The sequence below is a fragment of the Caldimonas thermodepolymerans genome (assembly GCF_015476235.1).
Lineage (GTDB): Bacteria > Pseudomonadota > Gammaproteobacteria > Burkholderiales > Burkholderiaceae_C > Caldimonas > Caldimonas thermodepolymerans.
Genome location: NZ_CP064338.1, coordinates 3,752,199 through 3,773,838, shown reverse-complemented (window position 1 = coordinate 3,773,838; position 21,640 = coordinate 3,752,199). Strand labels below are relative to the sequence as shown.

Here is a 21,640-nt window from a genome sequence, read left to right as displayed (position 1 = left end):
TCACGCGGTGCGCGCGCCGGCCTCCTCGGCGTAGCGGTCGATGCAGCGCGCCAGCTCCACGTCCCGCATCGACAGGCCGCCCGCATCGTGGGTGGTCAGCACGATCTCCACGCGGTTCCAGACGTTGCACCACTCCGGGTGGTGGTCCATCCGCTCGGCCGCCAGCGCCACGCGGCTCATGAAGCCCCAGGCGGCATTGAAATCCTCGAACACCAGGACCTTGCGCAGCGCGTCGCGCGGCGGGCAGGGCTGCCAGCCGTGCAGGGCGGGCAGCAGGGTGGCGCGCTGGTCGGGCGTGAGCGGCGACATCGACGTGGTCATGGGTGGCTGTGCGTGTGGTTGGCGATGGGGCCGCACTGTAGGGCCGGCGGCGCGCAGTTTTCCTGTGGCGTGGGGCCGCGATCGGCGCCGGCGTGCAACGGCGTTGCGCGGCCGGCGTGACGCACTGCACGCCGCGACCCGCTCAGGGAATTCCCCTCGGCCGAACAGCCGATCCCCAGCCCGCGGCCGGCTTGCTAGCTTGGCGTCCTCGCATCACCTGACTTCGTTGAGGAACGAACCGACATGAATCACCCTGTCCGTACCGCGCTCGCCAGTGCCCTGATCGCCATGCTTGCCGCCTGCGGCGGCGGAGGAGGTGGAGGTGGCGGTGGCGGCGGAGGCGGAGGCGGAGGGGGTTCGGACGGTCCGCGGCCCGACCCTGATTCGCAGCGCGCGACCGAGACCTCCTACGCCAACTTCAAGCAGGTCGGCCTGACGCCGCAGACGCTGCCCGCCGGACGCGAAGGCGTCGGCGTCGTGCGCGCCTATGGCGACTTCTCGGGCTCCGGCGGGCCGGACCTGTTCGCGGCGTCGCTGACCTATTCGCCGGCCGCCCCGCAGGCCGACGCCACGCCCGCGGTGTTCGAGTTCTGGCGCAAGCAGCCGGACGGCAGCTTCGTGCTGGACACGACGATGCTGTCCTCCTCCGCCGGCTGCATCCACCCGCGCAAGGCGCTGGTGGCGGACTTCAACGGCGACGAGCACCCGGACGTCTTCGTCGCCTGCCACGGCTACGACGCCGCCCCCTTCCCGGGCGAGCGCAACAAGGTGCTGCTCAGCCAGGCGAACGGCACCTACAAGCTGCAGGATGCCTCGAGCGACGTGGGCTTCCACCATTCCGCCTCGGCGGCGGACCTGGACGGCGACGGCGACATCGACGTGCTGGTCGTCAACCACTTCGACCCGAAGACCGCTTACGTGCTGCTCAACGACGGCAACGGCAAGTTCAGCCGCGAGTCCACGCCGCGCCTGCCGAGCTCGATCGGCGGCAAGCGGTACTTCTCGGTGGAGCTGGTCGACCTCGACGAGGACGGCGACCTGGACGTGCTGCTGGGCGGCCACGAGTGGGAGGGGGCCGACACCATCGTGCTGCTGAACCCGGGCAACTACGACTTCCGCAACGTCACCCCGGTGAAGATCCCCAAGGTGGCCAACGAGGGCGTGGTGCTGGACTTCGCCGTGACCGGCACCGGCGCCTCGCGCACGCTGTGGGTGCTGCGCACCTCGGGCGGCGACGGCACGTTCTATGAAAGCCGCACCGTCCAGAAGGTGACCTGGCCGGGCCTGGTCTCCTCGACGCCCCTGCTCGAGCGCGATCCGGGCAAGCAGTGGTTCCAGTGGATCCTCCCGGCGACCCTGAACGGCCAGGCCGTGATCACGTCGGAAGACGCCTCGGTGGGCGTGGAGATCCCGCAGTAAGCCTCGGGGCCGCCCGCGGCCCGGCCGCGCGCCGGGCCCGGGCTCCTTCCTCAGCCGGCGTAACGGTGCGCCGGCCGGCCGCGCGCGTCGGTCTCCACCGCGAACAGGGCCCCGGCCAGGGGCTGGGCCGCCAGCTGCGCGGCGCCGAGCTCGAAGCGCGCGGTCGTGACGTACAGCGTCGACAGCTGCGGGCCGCCGAAGGTGACGTTGCTCACGTGGTCCGTGGGCAGCGGCACGCGCAACAGTTCCTCGCCGCTCTGCGCATCGTGGCAGGTCACGCAGGCCGCACCCCAGTGGGCGATCCACAGCCGGCCCGCCGCGTCGGTGGTCATGCCGTCGGGATGGCCGTCCTGCGGCGTGAACTCCAGCCACAGGCGCGGGTTCGCGAGCTGGCCCGAGTCCGGGTCGAAGTCGAAGGCGTGGATGCGCCGGTGCACGGTGTCGTTGAAGTACAGCGTGCGCCCGTCCAGCGACCAGGTCGGGCCGTTGGTGACCGGAAAGCGCGCATCGAGCACCCGGGTGCATCGCCCGTCGGGATCGAACCGGTACAGCGAGCCGGTGGGCCGGACCGTGCCGAAGTCCATCGTGCCGCCCCAGAAGCGGCCGCGGGCGTCGCACTTGCCGTCGTTGAAGCGGTTGTGCTCGGGTTCGGTGTCCGGCTGGTGCAGCAGCTGCAAGGCGCCACGCCCGCCGTCGGCGTCGGGGTCGAAGCAGGCGAAGCCGCGGCGCAGCGTCACCAGCAGGCCGGGGGCGTGGGCGCGCTCGGCCACGGCCGAGATGGTGTCGTCGAACTGCCAGCTCTCGCGCCGGCCGCTGGCCGGGGTGTAGCGGTGCAGCCGGTGGCCCAGGATGTCGACCCAGTACAGCGCCTGCCGGCCGGGCGACCAGCACAGGCCTTCGCCGAGCACCGCCCCGGCGGGCCAGACGGCAGAGGGTTCGCTCAACAGTCGCGGAACGGCAGCAGGCATCGGCGCTCCTCGAAGGGCAGAAACGGTCCGGCAGCCCGAACGGCGGCGGCGCCCGTCAATGCGACTCGCGCGGAATGCCGGCGCCGCTGCCGCCCACCAGGAAGTCGAGGTCGGCACCCAGGTGGGCCTGCTGCACGTGCTCGACGTAGAGTTTGTACCAGCCGCGCTTGGGTGGCTCGGGCGGCTGCCAGTCGGCGCGGCGGCGCGCCAGCTCCTCGTCGCTCACCTCCAGGTGCAGCCGGCGCGCGGGCACGTCCAGCTCGATCATGTCGCCGTCGCGCACCAGCGCCAGCGGGCCGCCGGCAGCAGCTTCCGGCGAGGTGTGCAGCACCACGGTGCCGTAGGCGGTGCCGCTCATGCGGGCATCGGAGATGCGCACCATGTCGGTGATGCCGCGGCGCAGCAGCTTCGGCGGCAGCGGCATGTTGCCCACCTCGGCCATGCCGGGGTAGCCGCGCGGGCCGCAGTTCTTCAGCACCAGCACGCAGGTCTCGTCGACGTCCAGCGATTCGTCGTCGATGCGGGCGCGGAAGTCCTCGATGTTCTCGAACACCACGGCGCGGCCGCGGTGCCTGAGCAGGTGCGGCGAGGCGGCCGAGGGCTTGATGACCGCGCCGTCGGGCGCAAGGTTGCCGCGCAGCACCGCGATGCCGGCGGCCGGCTTGAAGGGCTCGGTGTAGGGGCGGATCACTTCGCGGTTCCAGCAGGGCGCCGAGGCGATATTCTCGCCCAGCGTCCGTCCGTTGACGGTGAGCGCCTGCAGGTGCAGCAGGTGCTGGATCTCGCGCATCACCGCCGGCAGGCCGCCGGCGTAGAAGAAGTCCTCCATCAGGAAGCGGCCGGAGGGCTGCAGGTCGACCAGGCAGGGCACTTCCGAGCCCAGGCGGTCCCAGTCCTGCAGCGTCAGCGGCACGCCGATGCGCCCGGCCAGCGCCAGCAGGTGGATCACCGCATTGGTCGAGCCGCCGATCGCGGCGTTGGTGCGGATCGCGTTCTCGAAGGCCTCGCGCGTGAGGATCTTCGACATGCGCAGGTCTTCCTTCACCATCTCGACGATGCGCCGGCCGGTCAGCTGCGCCAGCCGGTTGCGGCGCGTGTCGGCCGCGGGGATGGCGGCGTTCTCCGGCAGCGACAGGCCCAGCGCCTCGACCATCGAGGCCATCGTCGAGGCCGTGCCCATGGTCATGCAGCTGCCCTTGGAGCGGTGCATGCAGCTCTCGGCCTGGGTGAACTCCTCCATCGTCATCTCGCCGGCGCGCACCATCTCGCTCATCTGCCACACGCCGGTGCCCGAGCCGATGTCCCGGCCGCGGAACTTGCCGTTGAGCATCGGTCCGCCGGACAGGCCGATGGTCGGCAGGTCGCAGCTGGCCGCACCCATCAGCAGCGCGGGCGTGGTCTTGTCGCAGCCCATCAGCAGCACCACGCCGTCGATCGGGTTGCCGCGGATCGATTCCTCGACGTCCATGCTGGCCAGGTTGCGGAACAGCATCGCGGTCGGGCGCAGCTGCGTCTCGCCGAGCGACATCACCGGGAACTCGAGCGGGAAGCCGCCGGCCTCGTAGACCCCGCGCTTGACGAACTCCGCCAGCTCGCGGAAATGCCCGTTGCAGGGGGTCAGTTCGCTCCAGGTGTTGCAGATGCCGATCACCGGCCGGCCGTCGAGCAGGTCGTGCGGGTAGCCCTGGTTCTTGATCCAGCTGCGGTGCATGAAGCCGTCGCGGTCCTGCTTGCCGAACCAGGCCTGGCTGCGGCGCAACGGCGGCTTCTTCGATTCGTTGCTGTCGTCCATGCGGCGCGTCTTTCTTCATCGAGGCTCTTGACGCGAGGCATCGTATCGCTGCACATTGATACTCGAAAAATAAAAAGAAAGCCGGCATCGATATCCAAACTGATATCGATATCCGTTCACCGCCGCAGGGCGGGCCAGCAGGAGACCTGGTCGTGACTTCTTCTTCCCTTGCCACCGCGCGCTATCCCAGCCTGGCCGGTCGCGCGGTGTTCGTGACCGGCGGCGGCAGCGGCATCGGCGCGGCCATCGTCGCCGCCTTCGCGCGCCAGGAGGCCGCGGTCGCCTTCGTCGACGTGGCCGAGGCCGACAGCGCCGCGCTGGCGCGCCAGCTGGCCGACGAAGGCCGGCGCGTGTGGTGGCGCCGCTGTGACGTGCGCGACGTGGCGCAGCTGCAGGCGGCCATCCGCGACGCCGCGGCCGAGCTGGGCGACTTCCATGCGCTGGTCAACAACGTCGCGAGCGACGACCGGCACACGCTGGACTCGGTGACGCCCGAGTACTGGGAGGACCGCATGGCGATCAACCAGCGCGCCGCGTTCTTCGCGATCCAGGCGGTGGTGCCCGGCATGCAGCGCCTGGGCGGCGGCTCCATCGTCAACCTCGGTTCCACCGGCTGGCAGACCAAGGCGTCCGGCTACCCGTGCTATGCGATCGCGAAATCGTCCGTGAACGGGCTGACCCGCGGCCTGGCCGCGTCGCTGGGGCGGCAGCGCATCCGCATCAACACCGTCTCGCCGGGCTGGGTGATGACCGAGCGGCAGGTGAAGCTGTGGCTCACCCCCGAAGGCGAGCAGGAGCTGGAGCGCAACCAGTGCCTGCCCGACCGGCTGGTGCCGCAGGACGTGGCGAACATGGTGCTGTTCCTGGCGGCGGACGACTCTCGCATGTGCACGGCGCAGGAGTTCAAGGTCGATGCGGGGTGGAGTTGAGGGGGCCTCGGCACGAGTGAGGCAGCTCTTTGTGCCGTGTTGGGAATGTCGCCCCTGCGGGGCGATGCCCGCTGCGCGGGCAGTGCCGGGATGTGCGCCCGGCGGCGCAGTTCCTTTCTTTGTCTCGCCAAAGAAAGGAACCAAAGAAAGGCGACCCGGGTGCGGCGCCCCCCTTCGCTGAGCGAAGGGAGTTCTCTGCGGTGCTCGCGTCTGGAAGGCGGCTGCGGAACTCGCCCTTTTTGCCCGCCATGGCGGGCAAACGGAGCTCGGACAGTCCTCGCCGACCCCGCTCTTGCAGAGCGGGGCAACCTTCCAGCCGCTGCGCTCCTCGACGCTGCACACGGGAAACACCCCGCCCCGCACGGCTCGCCTTCGGCATCGCGCTCGGGCCCTCCCTCTCCCTGGGGGAGAGGGTCGGGGGAGTGGGTCGTCTGACTGGCGACGGGGTCCCCTTGTGACGCAGCTGAGCAGCGCAGGGCTGGACGGAAAAAGAGGGGTCTGCTGTCTGAGCCCGCAGGGCGAGTTTGCAGACACCTCCCGTCCAGACCGAGCAGCGCAAGGTGCCCTCGCGCAGCGAGGGCCGAGGAACCGGGGTGCCCTCTTCTTTGGTCACTTTCTTCTGGGCAAGCAGAAGAAAGTGACTGCGCCGCCGGGCGCACATCCCGGCAACCGCCCGCAAGGGCGATTGCCCCGCAGGGGCGACCACCCCGGCACGGGACAAAGAGCCGCCTGACTCGCGCCCGGGGGCGAACGACCCCCACCCGCCAGCCGCCTACCCCTCCCCTAACCGTACGCCATACACTGACACCGCCGCGTTCCGCACCGCCCGCAACATCACCTTCGCCGCCGGCGACAGCAGGCGATCGGTGCGCGTGATCAGGCCGAACGCATCCATCTTGCACGGCAGCGTGATGGGCAGCACCGCGACCAACCCGTGCTCGGCGTAGTAGCGCCCGACGTCGGCCGCCACCACCGCGACCATGTCGCTTTGCTGCAGCATCTTGGTGACGAACAGCAGCGCCTGGCTGTCGACCAGGTTGACCGGCGTCTCCAGGCCCTCTTCCTGGAACATCAGCTCGAAGCGGTGCCGCAGCACGCTGCCGGTGGGCGGCACGATCCAGCCGACGTTGACCAGGTCGCGCAGGCCCAGGCGGGCGACGCCGAGCAGCGGGTGGCCGGGGCGCACCACCGCGCACACCGGCTCCTCGGCCAGCGCCTCGTAGCGCAGGTCGCTCTTGTCGTGGCGCTCGAACAGGCGGCCGATCATCAGGTCGAGCTTGCCCTGGGCCAGCCGCTCCAGCAGCACGTCGCTGCTCTCGATCGCCACCGACACGGCCAGGTTGGGGTGCTCCTGCTTGACCTGCGCGACGGCGGCCGGCAGCAGCGCCATGCCCGGCGCGGTGATCGCGCCGATGCTCACCTGGCCGAAGCGGCCGGCCTTCAGCGCCTCGATCTCGTCGTGCGCCTGCGACAGGTTGGCCAAGGCCATGCGGGCGTGCCGGATCATGGTCTCGCCGTACCAGGTGGGGCGCATGCCGCGCGGCAGGCGCTGGAACAGCTCCACCCCCAGCATCTCCTCGAGGTCCTTCAGCAGCTTGGAGGCGGCCGGCTGGGTCATGTTGAGCACCTGGGCGGCACGGTGGATGTTGCCTTCCTCCTCCAGTGCCATCAGCAGCAGCAGCTGGCGGGTCTTCAGGCGGGCGCGGATGAACCAGTGGGTGTAGTTGGTCATGGGCTGTCCTGTGCCGCAAGGGGTGGTGCAGGCTGCGTGAACCCGCGTCCCGGTACCGAGATATCCAGAATCGTATATCGATCAGGTACGAAAAACTATTAGAAAGTTATCGGTCCTCTCCTTACGATCCGTCAACCAACGAGGCGCGCGGCTTGCAGATCGCGCCCAGGACGGAGACGAGATGCGACTGATCCAGTACCGCGCAGCGGACGGCAGGCCGAGCGTCGGGGTGGTCACGCCCGACGGCGAACAGGTGCGCCGGGTGGCCGGGGCCGAGTCGACCTACCAGCTGGCGCTGGCGTCGATCGGCCAGGGCCTCACGCTCGAAGCGCTGGTCGCGCCGAAGCTGGAGGCGGGCGAGCCGTACCGCGCGCTGCTGGAAGCGGGCCGGCTGCTGCCGCCGCTCACGCACCCCGACCCGGCGCGCTGCCTGGTCAGCGGCACCGGCCTCACCCACCTGGGCAGCGCGGCCACGCGCGACGCGATGCACCACAAGGTGGCCGGCGACGAGGACGCGCTGTCGGACTCGATGCGCATGTTCAAGTGGGGGCTGGAGGGCGGCCGGCCGGCCCCCGGCGTGCCGGGCGTGCAGCCGGAATGGTTCTACAAGGGCGACGGCGGCATCGTCGTCGCGCCGGGGGCGCCGCTGGTCTCGCCTGCGTTCGCGCTCGATGCCGGCGAGGAACCCGAGCTGGTGGGCCTGTACGTCATCGGCCCCGACGGCACGCCGTGGCGGCTCGGCTTCGCGCTGGGCAACGAGTTCTCCGACCACGTCACCGAACGGCAGAACTACCTGTACCTCGCCCATTCCAAGCTGCGCGCCTGCGCGGTGGGGCCGGAGCTGCGCACCGGGGCGCTGCCGGCGGACCTGCAGGGCGAAAGCCGCATCCGGCGCGGCGGCGAGATCGTGTGGCGCAAGCCGTTCGCCACCGGCGAGGCGAACATGTGCCACACGATCGAGAACCTCGAATACCACCACTTCAAGTACGCGCAGCACCGCCGTCCGGGCGACGTGCACCTGCACTTCTTCGGCACCGCGACGCTGAGCTTTGCCGACGGCGTGCGCGTGCAGCCGGGCGACTGCTTCGAGATCGAGCTGCCCGCGCTGGGCGCGCCGCTGGTGAATCCGCTGGCGGTCGAGGAACAGCGCTTTGCGGCCGGCGGCGTGCGCCCCCTCTGAGAAGGACCTCGACGATGCCCCAGCTCTTCAAGCACTACATCAACGGCCGCTGGGAAACCGGCGTGACCCTGGGGGTCAGCGAGAACCCCTCCGACCTGGACGACGTGGTGGGCGAGTTCGCGCGTGCCGACGCCAGCCAGACCGAGGAGGCCGTGCGTGCCGCTGCCGACGCGCGCAGCGCCTGGGCCGACAGCACGCCGCAGCGCCGCTTCGAGGTGCTGGACGCGATCGGCAACGAGCTGATCGCGCGCAAGGACGAGCTGGGGCGGCTGCTCGCGCGCGAGGAGGGCAAGACCCTGCCCGAGGCCACGGCCGAGGCGATGCGCGCCGGCATGATCTTCAAGTTCTTCGCCGGCGAGGCCCTGCGCCTGCGCGGCGACCGCCTGCCCTCGGTGCGCCCGGGCGTGGACGTGGAGATCACGCGCGAGCCGGTCGGCGTGGTGGCGCTGATCACGCCGTGGAACTTCCCGCTCGCGATCCCGGCCTGGAAGATCGCCCCGGCGCTGGCCTGGGGCAACACCGTGGTGTTCAAGCCGGCCGAGCTGGTGCCGGCCTGCGCCTGCGCGCTGGCCGAGATCATCGCCCGCTCCGGGTTGCCGGCCGGCGTGTTCAACCTGGTGATGGGCAGCGGCCGCATGGTCGGCCAGACCATGGTCGACAGCCCGCTGGTCGATGCGATCAGCTTCACCGGCTCGGTGCCGGTGGGCGAGGGCATCCTCGCCGCCGCCGGGGCGCGGCGCGTCAAGGTGCAGCTGGAGATGGGCGGCAAGAACCCGCTGGTGGTGCTGGCCGACGCCGACCTGCAGCAGGCGGTCGAATGCGCGGTGCAGGGCGCGTACTTCTCGACCGGGCAGCGCTGCACCGCCTCCAGCCGCCTCATCGTGGAGGCCCCGGTCTACGCGGCCTTCGTGGAACGCCTGCGCGAGCGGGTGCGGCAGCTCAAGGTCGGCCATGCGCTCAAGCGCGGCACCGAGATCGGGCCGGTGGTCGACGCGCGCCAGCTCGAGAGCGTGCGCAACTACATCGAGATCGGCCGCGCCGAGGGCGCCGAGCTGCTGTGCGGCGGCGAGCTGCTGGAGCGCGAGACGCGCGGCCACTACCTGGCGCCGGCGCTGTTCCTCGCGCAGCCGCAGCACCGCATCGCGCGCGAGGAGATCTTCGGCCCGGTGGCCTGCGTGCTGCGTGCCGACGATGCCGACCATGCGCTGGCCCTGGCCAACGACACGCCGTTCGGCCTGTGCGCCGGCGTGTGCACCACCTCGCTGAAGCAGGCGACGCACTTCAAGCGGCAGCTGCAGGCCGGCATGGTGATGGTCAACCTGCCCACCGCAGGCGTGGACCCGCACGTGCCATTCGGCGGCCGCAAGGGGTCGAGCTTCGGGCCGCGCGAGCAGGGCAGTTACGCGGCCGAGTTCTACACCACGGTGAAGACCGCCTACACCATGAGCTGAGTTCCACTGCGCCACCTGCGCCAGCGTCGGGCGCCGGGGCTTCACCCAAGCACAAGAGAGGAGACAGGCAATGAACGCACAAAGACGTCAGGTGATCGCCGGACTCGCCGCGGCAACCATGGCCGCAGGCGTGCCGCTGGCGGCCTTCGCGCAGAAAAAGAAGATCGTGCTCGGTTTCAGCCAGATCGGGGCCGAATCGGAGTGGCGCACCGCCAACACGGAGTCGATCAAGTCGGCCGCCAAGGAGGCCGGCATCGAGCTGAAGTTCTCGGACGCGCAGCAGAAGCAGGAGAACCAGATCAAGGCGATCCGCTCGTTCATCGCGCAGCGCGTGGACGTGATCGCGTTCTCGCCGGTGGTCGAAAGCGGGTGGGAGACCGTGCTGCGCGAGGCCAAGGCGGCCGGGATCCCGGTGATCCTGACCGACCGCGCCGTCAACGTGAAGGACGACTCGCTGTGGGTCACCTTCATGGGTTCGGACTTCCTGGAGGAGGGCCGCAAGGCCGGCCGCTGGCTGGTCGAGAAGATGAAGGACGTCAAGGGTGACGTCAACATCGTCGAGCTGCAGGGCACCGTGGGCTCCGCCCCCGCGATCGACCGCAAGCGCGGCTTCGAGGAGATCATCAAGACCGACCCGAAGTTCAAGATCATCCGCTCGCAGACCGGCGACTTCACGCGCGCCAAGGGCAAGGAGGTGATGGAAGCCTTCCTGAAGGCCGAGGGCCGGAAGATCAACGTGCTGTACGCCCACAACGACGACATGGCGATCGGCGCGATCCAGGCCATCGAGGAGGCCGGCCTGAAGCCGGCGCAGGACATCATCATCATCTCGATCGACGCGGTGAAGGGCGCTTTCGAGGCCATGATGGCCGGCAAGCTCAACGTCACCGTCGAGTGCAGCCCGCTGCTCGGCCCCCAGCTGATGCAGGCCGTGAAGGACCTGATGGCGGGCAAGACGCTGCCCAAGCGCATCGTCACGGAAGAGGGGATCTTCCCGATGGAAGTGGCAGCGAAAGAATTTCCCAATAGGAAGTACTGACCCACCCCCTGCGGCCTTCGGCCGCCCCTCGAAGGGGTGCCCTCCGTGGACCGGCAGGCCCGGACCCACGGTGGCTGCCGGGCTTGAGGCCCTGCATGGCGGGGCCGCGTGATCACGTGGAAGGAGACAGGCAAGTGAACAGGTTCATCAAGGCCCTCGTCCTGGGGCTGGCGTGGGGCGTGGCGGCGCTGGCGCAGCCGGTGGCGGCGCAGGGCAAGGGGACGATCGGCATCGCGATGCCGACCAAGTCGTCGTCGCGCTGGATCTCCGACGGCGAGAGCATGGTGCGCTTCTTCAAGGAGCGCGGCTACGACACCGACCTGCAGTACGCGGAGGACGACATCCCCAACCAGCTGGCGCAGGTCGAGAACATGATCACCAAGGGCGTGAAGGTGCTGGTGATCGCGGCGATCGACGGCACCACGCTGTCCAACGCGCTGCAGAAGGCGGCGGACAAGGGCATCAAGGTGGTGGCCTACGACCGGCTGATCCGGGGCTCGAAGCACGTCGACTACTACACCACCTTCGACAACTTCCAGGTCGGCGTGCTGCAGGCCAACTCCATCGTCGAGAAGCTCGGGCTGAAGGAGGGCAAGGGGCCGTTCAACATCGAGCTGTTCGGCGGCTCGCCCGACGACAACAACGCCTACTTCTTCTACGACGGCGCGATGTCGGTGCTCAAGCCCTACATCGACAGCGGCAAGCTGGTGGTGCGCAGCAAGCAGATGGGCATGGACAAGGTCGGCACGCTGCGCTGGGACGGCTCGGTGGCGCAGGCGCGCATGGACAACCTGCTGTCGGCCTACTACGGCAAGGCACGTCTCGACGCGGTGCTGTCGCCCTACGACGGGCTGTCGATCGGCATCATCTCGTCGCTGCGCGGCGTGGGGTACGGATCGCCCGAGCAGCCGATGCCGGTGATCACCGGGCAGGACGCCGAGATCCCCTCGGTCAAGGCCATCGTGCGCGGTGACCAGACCTCCACGGTGTTCAAGGACACGCGCGAACTGGCCAAGGTGACGGTCGACCTCGTCGAGGCGGTGCTGGCCGGCAGGCAGCCGGCCATCAACGACACCAAGACGTATCACAACGGCGTCAAGGTGGTCCCGTCCATCCTGCTCAAGCCGGTCGCGGTCGATGCCTCCAACTGGAAGGAGGTGCTGGTCTCCAGCGGCTACTACAAGGAGGGGCAGATCAAGTGACGGCAGCGCTGGCGACGCCGCGCCCGGGCGAGGCGGCAGGGCAGCAGGCCGCGCCCATCCTCGAGATGCGCGGCATCCGCAAGACCTTTCCCGGCGTGGTGGCGCTGGACAACGTCAACCTGCGCGTGCGCGCCGGCGAGATCCATGCGCTGGTCGGGGAGAACGGCGCCGGCAAGTCGACGCTGATGAAGGTGCTCAGCGGCGTCTACCCGTACGGCAGCTATGAAGGCAGCATCGTCTTCGACGGCCAGGAGCGCCGCTTCAGCGGCATCGCCGACAGCGAGGCCGCCGGCGTCATCATCATCCACCAGGAGCTGGCGCTGGTGCCGTCGCTGTCGATCGCGGAGAACATCTTCCTCGGCAACGAGCAGGCCCGGCGGGGCGTCATCGACGAGGTGGCCACCTACCGCCGCACGCAGGAGCTGCTCGCCAAGGTGGGGCTGAAGGAGTCGCCGCGCACGCTGGTCACGCACCTGGGCGTGGGCCAGCAGCAGCTGGTCGAGATCGCCAAGGCGCTGGCCAAGCGGGTCAGGCTGCTGATCCTGGACGAGCCCACCGCCAGCCTGAACGAGAGCGACAGCCAGGCCCTGCTGTCGCTGCTGCTGGAGTTCAAGCGGCAGGGCATCACCTCCATCCTGATCTCGCACAAGCTGCACGAGATCTCGCGCGTGGCCGACGCGATCACGGTGCTGCGCGACGGCAGCACCGTGCAGACGCTGGACTGCGTGCACGAGGGCCAACGCGTGCCGGTCAGCGAGGACGTGGTGATCCGCCACATGGTCGGACGTGCGCTGACCGACCGCTATCCGCCACGCACGCCGGCCATCGGCGAGACGGTGTTCGAGCTGCGCGACTGGCGCGTGCACCACCCGGTGCATGCCGGGCGCGAGGTGGTCAAGGGGGTGAGCCTCAGCGTGCGGCGCGGCGAGATCGTCGGCATCGCCGGGCTGATGGGGGCCGGGCGCACCGAGCTGGCGATGAGCGTGTTCGGCCGCTCCTGGGGCCAGCGCATCAGCGGGCAGGTGCTGATGCACGGCAAGCCGGTGGACGTGAGCACGGTGCGCAAGGCCATCGACGCGGGCATCGCCTACGTGACCGAGGATCGCAAGGGCCTGGGCCTGGTGCTGGAAGACGACATCCGCCGCAACGTGAGCCTTGCGCACCTGGCCGGCGTGTCCACGCGCGGCGTGATCGACCCGGCCCGCGAGCAGGCGGTGGCCGGCGAGTTCCGCCGCCGGCTGAACATCCGCTGCGCCGGCCTCACGCAGAAGGTGGTGAACCTGTCGGGCGGCAACCAGCAGAAGGTGGTGCTGGCCAAGTGGCTGTTCGGCCGGCCGCAGGTGCTGATCGTCGACGAGCCGACGCGCGGCATCGACGTCGGCGCCAAGTACGAGATCTATTCCATCATGGCGGACCTCGCCGCCGAAGGGCGGTGCATCGTGATGATCTCGTCGGACATGCCGGAGCTGCTGGGCATGTGCGACCGGATCTACGTGATGAACGCGGGCCGCTTCGTGGCCGAATTCGACCGTTCCGAGGCCTCGCAGGAGGCCATCATGCGCGCCATCATGAGGGCGGACCATGAGTGAGCAAGCGATTGCCGAAGGCAGCGCCGCGCCGCTGCCGAAGTCCTACGCCGGCTTCCTGAAGCACAACGTACGCGAGTACGGGATGCTGCTGTCGCTGGTGCTGATCATGATCTTCTTCCAGGTCATGACCGACGGCACGCTGATGCAGCCGCTGAACCTGACCAACCTGGTGCTGCAGAACAGCTACATCGTCATCATGGCGCTGGGCATGCTGCTGGTCATCGTCTGCGGCCACATCGACCTGTCGGTGGGTTCGGTGTGCGGCTTCATCGGCGCGCTCGCGGCGGTGCTGATGGTGCGCTACGACGTGCACTTCGTGCCGGCCACGCTGCTGTGCCTGCTGGCCGGCGCCGTCATCGGCGGCATCCAGGGCAGCTTCGTCGCCTTCCTGCGCATCCCGTCGTTCATCGTCACGCTGGCCGGCATGCTGGTGTTCAAGGGACTGGCGCTGGCGGTGCTGCAGGGACAGTCGCTCGGCCCCTTCCCGGAGACCTTCCAGCGCCTGAGCTCCGGCTTCATTCCCGACCCGTTCGGCGGCGAGAGCCTGCGCATCGGGTCGTTGCTGCTGGGCATGCTGGTCGCCGCGGCGATGGTGTGGAGCCGGCTGCGCGAGCGCCGGGTGCACATGCAGCACGGCATGGAGGAGGAGCCGTGGGGCTTCTTCGTGGCCAAGACCGCGGTGTTCGCCGCCGCCATCCTGTTCCTGTGCTACCTGATGGCCTCGTACCGCGGCCTGCCCAACGTGCTGATCGTGATGTTCGCGCTGATGCTGGCCTACGACTTCGTCACGCAGCGCACCACGCTGGGCCGGCGCTTCTACGCGCTGGGCGGCAACGAGAAGGCCGCGCGGCTGTCGGGCATCAAGACCGAGCGGCTCACCTTCCTGGCCTTCGTCAACATGGGCGTGCTCGCCGCGCTGGCCGGACTGGTGTTCGCGGCCCGCCTCAACACCGCCACGCCCAAGGCCGGTCTCGGCTTCGAGCTCGACGTGATCGCGGCCTGCTTCATCGGCGGCGCCTCCGCCTCGGGCGGGGTCGGCAAGGTGATGGGCGCGGTGATCGGCGCCTTCGTGATGGGCGTGATGAACAACGGCATGTCCATCCTCGGCATCGGCATCGACTACCAGCAGGTCATCAAGGGCCTGGTGCTGCTGGCTGCGGTGTGCGTGGACGTCTACAACAAGAACAGGTCATGACCACCGCCGCCCCCGTGCTCGAACTCACCGGCATCTGCAAGCGCTTTACCGGCGTGCAGGCGCTGCAGGACGTGAGCCTGCGCCTGCGTGCCGGCGAGGTGCATGCGCTGATGGGGCAGAACGGCGCGGGCAAGTCCACGCTGATCAAGGTGCTGACCGGCGTGTACCCGCCCGACGCCGGCACGGTGACGCTGGCCGGGCGCGAGATCCGCCCCGCCTCGCCGCAGGAGGCGCAGCGCCTGGGCATCAGCACGGTCTACCAGGAGGTGAACCTGTGCCCCAACCTCTCGGTGGCCGAGAACATCTTCGCCGGCCGCTACCCGCGCAAGGGCTGGCAGGGCGGCTGGCGCATCGACTGGAAGCGCATGCACCGCGAGGCCGAGGCGCTGCTGGCGCGGCTGGACCTGCACGTCGACGTGACCCGGCTGCTCTCGGGTTACCCGGTGGCCGTCCAGCAGATGGTGGCCATCGCCCGCGCGCTGAGCGTGCAGGCCCAGGTGCTGGTGCTCGACGAGCCCACGTCCAGCCTCGACGAGAGCGAGGTGCAGCGCCTGTTCGACGTGCTGCGGCGGCTGCGCGACGAGGGCCTGGCGATCCTGTTCGTCACGCACTTCCTCGACGAGGTGTACGCGATCTCCGACCGCATCACCGTGCTGCGCAACGGGCGCCATGTCGGCGAATACGCCGCGAGCGAGCTGGACCGCGGCGCGCTGGTCACCGCGATGGTGGGGCGCGAGCTGGCCCCGGCGGCGCAGGCGCTGCGCCGCTCGCCGGCGGCCGCCCCCGAAGGCGGCGTGCTGCTCGAGGCCCGCGGGCTGGGACGCAAGGGGCAGCTGCACCCGGTCGACCTGCAGCTGCGCCGCGGCGAGGTGGTAGGCCTGGCCGGGCTGCTCGGTGCCGGCCGCACCGAACTGGCACGCCTGCTGTTCGGGCTGGACGCGGCCGATGCCGGCGAGCTGCGGCTGGGCGGGCGGGTCGTCTCGTTCGACCACCCGGCCCAGGCCGTCCGTCACGGCCTCGGCCTGTGCCCGGAGGACCGCAAGAGCGAAGGCATCGTCGGCGAGCTGTCGGTGCGCGAGAACATCGCCCTGGCGCTGCAGGCGCGCATGGGCCTGCGCCGCACGCTGAGCCGGCGGCGCCAGCAGGAGCTGGCCGAACGCTACATCCGGGCGCTGGGCATCCGCACCGCCGATGCCGAGACACCGATCGCGCAGCTGTCCGGCGGCAACCAGCAGAAGGCCCTGCTGGCGCGCTGGCTGGCCACGCAGCCGGCCTTGCTGATCCTCGACGAGCCGACGCGCGGCATCGACGTGGCGGCCAAGCAGGAGATCATGGGCGAGATCCTGCGGCTGGCCGAGGAGGGCATGGCAGTGCTGTTCATCTCGTCCGAGCTGGACGAGGTGGTGCGCCTGTCCGACCGCGTCGTCGTGCTGCGTGACCGCCGCAAGGTGGGCGAGCTGCCGGCCGGCACCAGCGAGGCGCAGATCTGCGACCTGATCGCCGCGGGAGCCTGACCGTGCGTGAACTGCTGAATCGGGCCACCGCCCACCGACTGTTCTGGCCGCTGGTGACGCTGACGCTGCTGCTGCTCGTCAATGCCGTGATCAACCCCGGCTTCCTGCGGCTGCAGTGGCGCGACGGCCACCTCTACGGCAGCCTGGTCGACATCCTGAACCGGGCGGCGCCGCTGATGCTGGTGTCGCTGGGCATGACGCTGGTGATCGCCACGCGCGGCATCGACATCTCGGTCGGCGCGACGGTGGCGATCAGCGCCGCGGTGGCCGCGCTGATGATCGGCGGGCAGCTGGTCATCGTCGACGGCGTGCCCACCCACGTGAGTCGTTTCCCGATGTGGGCCGCGATCGCCGGTGCACTGGCCGTCGGGGCGGTGGCGGGCCTGTGGAACGGCGTGCTGGTGGCCAAGGTCGGCATGCAGCCCATCATCGCGACGCTGATCCTGATGGTGGCCGGGCGCGGCATCGCGCAGCTGCTGACCAACGGCCAGATCATCACGATCTACTACGCGCCGTACTTCTTCATCGGCAGCGGCTTCTTGCTGGGCCTGCCCTTCGCGCTGTTCGTCGCCGCAGCCGTGTGGGGCGCGCTGCACCTGCTGCTCACGCGCACCGCGCTCGGGCTGTTCATCCAGGCCATCGGCATCAACCCGCAGGCCGCGCGCGTGGCGGGCGTGCGCGCCCGGCTGATCACCGTCGGCGCGTACGTCTTCTGCGGGGTGACCGCGGCGATGGCCGGGCTGCTGATCAGCTCCAACGTGAAGAGCGCCGACGGCAACAACGCCGGGCTGCTGCTGGAGCTGGACGCCATCCTGGCCGTGACCCTCGGCGGGACGCTGCTGACCGGCGGGCGCTTCAGCCTCGCGGGCAGCGTGATCGGGGCGCTGATCATCCAGACGCTGACCTCGACGATCTATTCGATCGGGGTGCCGCCGGAAGTGAACCTGGTGGTGAAGGCGGCGGTGGTGTTCGCGGTGATGCTGCTGCAGTCGGCGGAGTTCCGGGCGCTGCTGCGGCGCATCGCGGTGAGGCCGCCGCGGGAGCCGGTGGAGGGGTGGCCGTGTTGAAGGGGCCTCTGGGGTTTTCCGGTGGTCGCCCCTGCGGGAGCGAGGCGGCTTTCGGGCCGGCCACTGGGGGTTCGCCCCTGCGGGGCGACATCCCCAGCACGGCACAAAGAGCCGCCTCACTCGCGCCGGGGCAACTTTCCCCCTCAGCTCACAAGGCCGACACCCTCGTCTCGGCCAAACACCGCAGCCATGAGGCATGAGCATCTCCCCATGAGCGCCCTCCCCACGCAAGCGAGCACCGAGGTGCGCATCCCCCGCGCACCGCGCCTGCGGCTGGCCCCGCAGCACATCCCGGTGGCCGCGACGATCACCCTGTTCGTCGCGATGGCCACCTTCGGTTCCATCGCCTACGACGGCTTCTTCTCGCCGCAGGTGTTCCTGAACCTGCTGATCGACAACGCCTTCGTGTGCATCGTCGCGGTCGGCATGACCTTCGTGATCCTGTCGGGCGGCATCGACCTGTCGGTCGGCTCGGTGATCGCGCTGGCGACGATGATCTCGGCGTCGCTGGTGGAGCAGCACGGCTGGCCTCCGGGGATCGTGATCCCGCTGGTGCTGGTGCTCGGTGCCGGCTTCGGCACCACGATGGGCCTGCTGATCGAGCGCTTCCGGCTGCAGCCGTTCATCGTCACGCTGGCGGGCATGTTCCTGGCGCGCGGGCTGTGCTACCTGATCAGCATCGACTCGATCAGCATCACGCACGAGTTCTACGCCTGGGCGGGGCAGTGGCGCCTGCCGGTGTGGGGCGGGGGGGCGTCGCTGTCGCTCAGCGCCCTGCTGGCGCTGGCGGTCGTGGCGGTGGCGGCCTTCGTCGCGCACGGCACGCAGTTCGGCCGCACGGTCTACGCCATCGGCGGGAACGCGCATTCGGCGATGCTGATGGGCCTGCCGGTGGCGCGCACCACGGTGCAGGTCTATGCGCTGAGCGGCCTGTGTTCGGCGCTGGCGGGCGTGGTGTTCACCTTCTACATGCAGTCGGGCTACGGCCTGCATGCCATGGGGCTGGAGCTGGACGCGATCGCGGCCGTGGTGATCGGCGGCACGCTGCTCAGCGGCGGCGTCGGCTACGTGCTGGGCACGCTGTTCGGCGTGCTCATCCTCGGCATGATCCAGACGCTCATCATGTTCGACGGCTCGCTGAGCTCGTGGTGGACGCGCATCGTGATCGGTGCGCTGCTGTTCATCTTCTGCCTGCTGCAGCGCCTGTTCGAGACCGGCCGGAGGACCTCGGCATGAGCGGCGCCGCGCCGGCGGGCGCGCACTGGGTCGGCATCGACTGGGGCACCACCCACCGGCGCGCCTGGTATTTCGCGGGCGGCGAGCTGGCGGGCCGGTACGCCGACGACCAGGGCGTGCTGGCCTGCGCGCCGCGGTTCGCCGAGTCGCTGCGCGAGCTGCTGCAGCGGCTGTCGGCGCCGGCGGACAGCACCGTCGTGATGGCCGGCATGGTGGGCAGCGCGACCGGCTGGCAGGAGGTGCCGTACCTCGACGCCGGCCAGCCGGTCACCGCATGGGCGCGCCAGCTGGTGCCGGTCGCGGGGGCGGCGCGCTGGTTCATCGTGCCGGGCTGCTGCTGGCAGCAGGGCGACGAGGTCGACGTGATGCGTGGCGAGGAGACGCAGCTGCTCGGCGCCTGGTCGTGGGCGCCGCGCGACGGCTGGTACTTGCTGCCGGGCACGCACAGCAAGTGGGTGCAGCTGCGCGACGGCCGCGTGGTGCAGCTGCGCACCTGCATGAGCGGCGAGCTGTACGCGCTGCTGTCGCGCCACGGCACGCTGGCCTCGCTGATGCCGCCCGCAGCGGGCGGCCGGGCGGACGATCCGCTGGTGCACGCGCAGGCGTTCGCGCAGGGGGTGCACGCCGCGGGCCGCGGGGACCTGAGCCGCGAGCTGTTCGGCTGCCGCGCCCGGGTGGTCACCGGGCGGTTGCGGCGCGAGGAGGCGGGCGCCTACCTCAGCGGGCTGCTGCTCGGCACCGAGTGGCACGAGGCGCTCGCCCACGGCTTGCCGCGCGATGCGGCGGTGTGCGTGATCGGCTGCCCGGCGCTGTCGCGGCTGCACTTGCGCTGCGCGCAGGTGCTGGGGCTGGAGGCGGTCGCGCTGGACGCCGACGCGGTGCAGGTGGCCGCCTGGCGGGCACTGGGGGCCCGCGCGATGGAGACGCAGGCATGAACGAAGCGCCGCACGGGCCCGGCCTGCCGCTGGTGGCCATCCTGCGCGGGCTCGCGCCCGCCCGGGCCCCCGAGGTGGCCGACGTGCTGTTCGACGCAGGTTTCCGGGCGCTGGAGGTGCCGCTGAACCGGCCCGGGGCACTGGCGAGCATCGAAGCCATCGTGCAGCGGGCGCGGGAGGGCGTGCTGGTCGGTGCCGGCACCGTGCTGGAGACGGCGCAGGTCGAGGCGGTGCACGCCGCGGGCGGCCGCCTGGTGGTGATGCCCCACACCGATGCCGAGGTGATCGCACGCGCGCGCCAGCTGGGCATGTTCGTCGCGCCGGGCGTGTTCACGGCCAGCGAGGCGTTCGCGGCGTTGAAGGCCGGCGCGCATGCGCTCAAGCTGTTCCCGGCCGAGGTGCTGGGCCCGGCCGGGCTGGCGGCGCTGCGCACGGTGCTGCCGCCCGGGACCGCGCTGTGGCCGGTGGGCGGCATCACGCCGGAGGCGATTGCGGCATGGTGCCGGGCCGGGGCCACCGGCTTCGGCGTGGGCGGCGCGCTGTTCCGGCCGGACGAGACGCTGCAGCGGCTGCGCGAGCGGGCGCAGGCCTTCGTCGCGGCGTGGCAGGCGGCTCAGGTGAGCCGGTAGACGTCCAGCAGCACGCGGCGCGCCTGGCGCTCGCCGCTGGCGATCGCGATGGTGCGGTTCAGGTGCGCCCATTGCGGCGCGCCGGTCTGGAAGCGCATCACGGTGCGGAAGAAGTAGCGCTCGCGCGGCACCGCTTCGCCGCGTGCCAGCAGCTGCATCACCTCGGGGTCGGCATGGCGCATGCCTTCGCTGCGCACCTCGACCAGCGCGCCGTCGGTGGTGCGGATCACGTAGTGCGCGGCGATGTCCAGCACGCCGTCGGCACGCTGGATCTGCCAGTCCACGCCGCCGGCGACGATCTCGCCGTTGAGCTCCGGCCCGCGCACCGTGCCGCCGCCCAGCGGCACGAAGCGGCGCTCGCCGTAGGGGGCGGGGCCGAGCGAGACCAGCTCGTCGACCTCGCAGGCCACGTGGGTCATCGGCAGCAGGACCGGGGGCGGGGGCAGGGTGGGGGCGGACATGCGGCAGCGGGGTTCTGGTCTATCCGGATGGAGGTGGCGCGGCGCTCGGGCCAACATCGGGCACCTCCTGCTGCGCCACGATAGGCGCAGTGCCCGTCGTTTCGCGTCATCCGAAAGGATGACGCCGCTGCGCTGCCGCCATGCGATGAACATCTGGCCCACGCCCACCACCTCGGCCCCAGCCGGCGCCCCGCAGGCGGCGCTGGCCGGCGTGATCGAAGGCATCGGCGAGGACGGCTTCGCCGAGCACGGCCTGCGCGAGCTCAACCGGGGGCTGCCCGCAGCGTCCTGGTCGGTCTACCAGGTCTGGCACGACCGGCCGCCGGTGCTGCACCTGTCCTCCAGCCTGGGCGTGGCGGACACCACGCGCGACTGCTTCGGCGCCTACCGCGACGGCCTGTACCTGCGCGACCGCAGCTTCGACGCGCTGCGGCAGGTCGCGCCCGGCCACGCGGCCGTGCTGCGCATGGGGGCCGAGGACGCGCCCAACGAGGAGCACCGCGAGCGCATCTACCGGCGCCACCGCATGATCGAGCGGCTGTCGGTGGCGCGGCGCGAGGCCGACGGCTCCCTGCTGGCGGTCAACCTCTACCGGCATGCCCACCAGCCGCGTTTCTCGGGTGACGAGCTGGACGCCTTCACGACGATGGCGACCAGCCTGCTGGCCGCGGTGCGGCGCCACCTGGCGCTGGTCGAGTCGGTGCGCCAGCCCCCGTGGAATCCGCGCGAGGCGATGGCGCGTGCCTGCCCGGCGCTCACCCAGCGCGAGCTGGACGTGTGCGAGCGCCTGCTGCGCGGCTGGAGCTACGACGGCGTGGCGGCCGACATGGGCCTGAGCGTGGCCACCGTCAAGACCTACCGTGCCCGCGCCTTCGAGCGGCTGGGGCTGCATTTCCGCAGCGAGCTGTTCGCCCGCTTCGGCGCGCCGCCGCGGCGCTGATGCGGTCCGCTGTCAGCCTTTCGGTTGACAGGGCGCTGGCG

19 protein-coding genes are annotated in these 21,640 nt (G+C 70.6%); 14 read left to right on the top strand and 5 right to left on the bottom strand.

The genetic code is table 11. From position 1 onward, the window contains the following. Positions 1-321, bottom strand: coding sequence for a 4a-hydroxytetrahydrobiopterin dehydratase (locus IS481_RS17810; RefSeq protein ID WP_232529368.1), 321 nt, complete (start codon positions 319-321; stop codon positions 1-3). A gap of 243 nt (positions 322-564) precedes the next feature. Between IS481_RS17810 and IS481_RS17805 the strand changes: the two genes are divergently transcribed. Next, positions 565-1,740: an FG-GAP repeat domain-containing protein gene (locus IS481_RS17805; protein ID WP_104358699.1), complete on the top strand. Its 1,176-nt coding sequence runs from the start codon at positions 565-567 to the stop codon at positions 1,738-1,740. 50 nt (positions 1,741-1,790) lie between these two features. Here the strand turns inward: IS481_RS17805 and IS481_RS17800 are convergent, their stop codons facing one another. Further along, positions 1,791-2,708: an SMP-30/gluconolactonase/LRE family protein gene (locus IS481_RS17800; RefSeq protein WP_104358698.1), complete on the bottom strand. Its 918-nt coding sequence runs from the start codon at positions 2,706-2,708 to the stop codon at positions 1,791-1,793. A 55-nt stretch (positions 2,709-2,763) separates the two neighbouring features. Next, entirely contained in the window at positions 2,764-4,500 is a 1,737-nt protein-coding gene (araD, locus tag IS481_RS17795) for an L-arabinonate dehydratase (protein WP_104358697.1), read from the bottom strand. A 152-nt stretch (positions 4,501-4,652) separates the two neighbouring features. Between araD and IS481_RS17790 the strand changes: the two genes are divergently transcribed. Then, on the top strand, positions 4,653-5,429 hold the full coding sequence (locus tag IS481_RS17790; RefSeq protein WP_232529367.1) for an SDR family NAD(P)-dependent oxidoreductase: 777 nt from the start codon (positions 4,653-4,655) through the stop codon (positions 5,427-5,429). A gap of 772 nt (positions 5,430-6,201) precedes the next feature. On the opposite strand, the gene IS481_RS17785 is transcribed toward IS481_RS17790, so the two are convergent. Further along, a complete protein-coding gene (locus IS481_RS17785) occupies positions 6,202-7,161 on the bottom strand; it encodes a LysR family transcriptional regulator (RefSeq protein ID WP_104358696.1) in 960 nt (319 codons plus the stop codon). Positions 7,162-7,342: 181 nt separating this feature from the next. On the opposite strand from IS481_RS17785, the gene araD1 reads away from it, so the two are divergent. The 11 genes from araD1 (at position 7,343) to IS481_RS17730 (ending at position 20,198) form a co-directional block, all read left to right on the top strand. Then, on the top strand, positions 7,343-8,341 hold the full coding sequence (gene araD1 / locus IS481_RS17780; RefSeq protein WP_104358695.1) for an AraD1 family protein: 999 nt from the start codon (positions 7,343-7,345) through the stop codon (positions 8,339-8,341). A 14-nt stretch (positions 8,342-8,355) separates the two neighbouring features. Then, positions 8,356-9,792, top strand: coding sequence for an aldehyde dehydrogenase family protein (locus IS481_RS17775; protein WP_104358694.1), 1,437 nt, complete (start codon positions 8,356-8,358; stop codon positions 9,790-9,792). 70 nt (positions 9,793-9,862) lie between these two features. Then, positions 9,863-10,831, top strand: coding sequence for an ABC transporter substrate-binding protein (locus tag IS481_RS17770; RefSeq protein WP_104358693.1), 969 nt, complete (start codon positions 9,863-9,865; stop codon positions 10,829-10,831). 146 nt (positions 10,832-10,977) lie between these two features. Next, positions 10,978-12,033: a multiple monosaccharide ABC transporter substrate-binding protein gene (chvE, locus tag IS481_RS17765; RefSeq protein WP_232529557.1), complete on the top strand. Its 1,056-nt coding sequence runs from the start codon at positions 10,978-10,980 to the stop codon at positions 12,031-12,033. A gap of 65 nt (positions 12,034-12,098) precedes the next feature. Further along, the gene (mmsA, locus tag IS481_RS17760) at positions 12,099-13,622 is read left to right on the top strand and encodes a multiple monosaccharide ABC transporter ATP-binding protein (RefSeq protein WP_104358707.1); all 1,524 of its coding nucleotides are present in this window, start codon (positions 12,099-12,101) and stop codon (positions 13,620-13,622) included. Next, positions 13,615-14,817, top strand: coding sequence for a multiple monosaccharide ABC transporter permease (gene mmsB / locus IS481_RS17755; RefSeq protein WP_104358691.1), 1,203 nt, complete (start codon positions 13,615-13,617; stop codon positions 14,815-14,817). The genes mmsA and mmsB overlap by 8 nt, the downstream gene beginning before the upstream one ends. Then, positions 14,814-16,331, top strand: coding sequence for a sugar ABC transporter ATP-binding protein (locus IS481_RS17750; protein ID WP_104358690.1), 1,518 nt, complete (start codon positions 14,814-14,816; stop codon positions 16,329-16,331). The genes mmsB and IS481_RS17750 overlap by 4 nt, the downstream gene beginning before the upstream one ends. A 2-nt stretch (positions 16,332-16,333) precedes the next feature. Then, positions 16,334-17,398 carry an ABC transporter permease gene (locus IS481_RS17745; RefSeq protein WP_232529366.1) on the top strand — a complete coding sequence of 355 codons (1,065 nt, stop codon included), beginning with the start codon at positions 16,334-16,336 and terminating at the stop codon, positions 17,396-17,398. A 210-nt stretch (positions 17,399-17,608) separates the two neighbouring features. After that, positions 17,609-18,634: a galactofuranose ABC transporter, permease protein YjfF gene (gene yjfF, locus IS481_RS17740; RefSeq protein WP_104358689.1), complete on the top strand. Its 1,026-nt coding sequence runs from the start codon at positions 17,609-17,611 to the stop codon at positions 18,632-18,634. Then, entirely contained in the window at positions 18,631-19,569 is a 939-nt protein-coding gene (locus IS481_RS17735; protein ID WP_104358688.1) for a 2-dehydro-3-deoxygalactonokinase, read from the top strand. Before yjfF ends, IS481_RS17735 begins: the two co-directional genes overlap by 4 nt. Next, positions 19,566-20,198: a 2-dehydro-3-deoxy-6-phosphogalactonate aldolase gene (locus IS481_RS17730; RefSeq protein WP_104358687.1), complete on the top strand. Its 633-nt coding sequence runs from the start codon at positions 19,566-19,568 to the stop codon at positions 20,196-20,198. The genes IS481_RS17735 and IS481_RS17730 overlap by 4 nt, the downstream gene beginning before the upstream one ends. Here the strand turns inward: IS481_RS17730 and IS481_RS17725 are convergent. Further along, the gene (locus tag IS481_RS17725) at positions 20,183-20,659 is read right to left on the bottom strand and encodes a DUF3237 domain-containing protein (RefSeq protein ID WP_104358686.1); all 477 of its coding nucleotides are present in this window, start codon (positions 20,657-20,659) and stop codon (positions 20,183-20,185) included. The two genes, IS481_RS17730 and IS481_RS17725, sit on opposite strands and share 16 nt — an antisense overlap. Positions 20,660-20,804: 145 nt before the next feature. Here IS481_RS17725 and IS481_RS17720 point away from each other — a divergent pair, with 145 nt between their 5' ends. Further along, on the top strand, positions 20,805-21,599 hold the full coding sequence (locus IS481_RS17720) for a response regulator transcription factor (RefSeq protein ID WP_114699341.1): 795 nt from the start codon (positions 20,805-20,807) through the stop codon (positions 21,597-21,599). Positions 21,600-21,640: the final 41 nt, after the last annotated feature.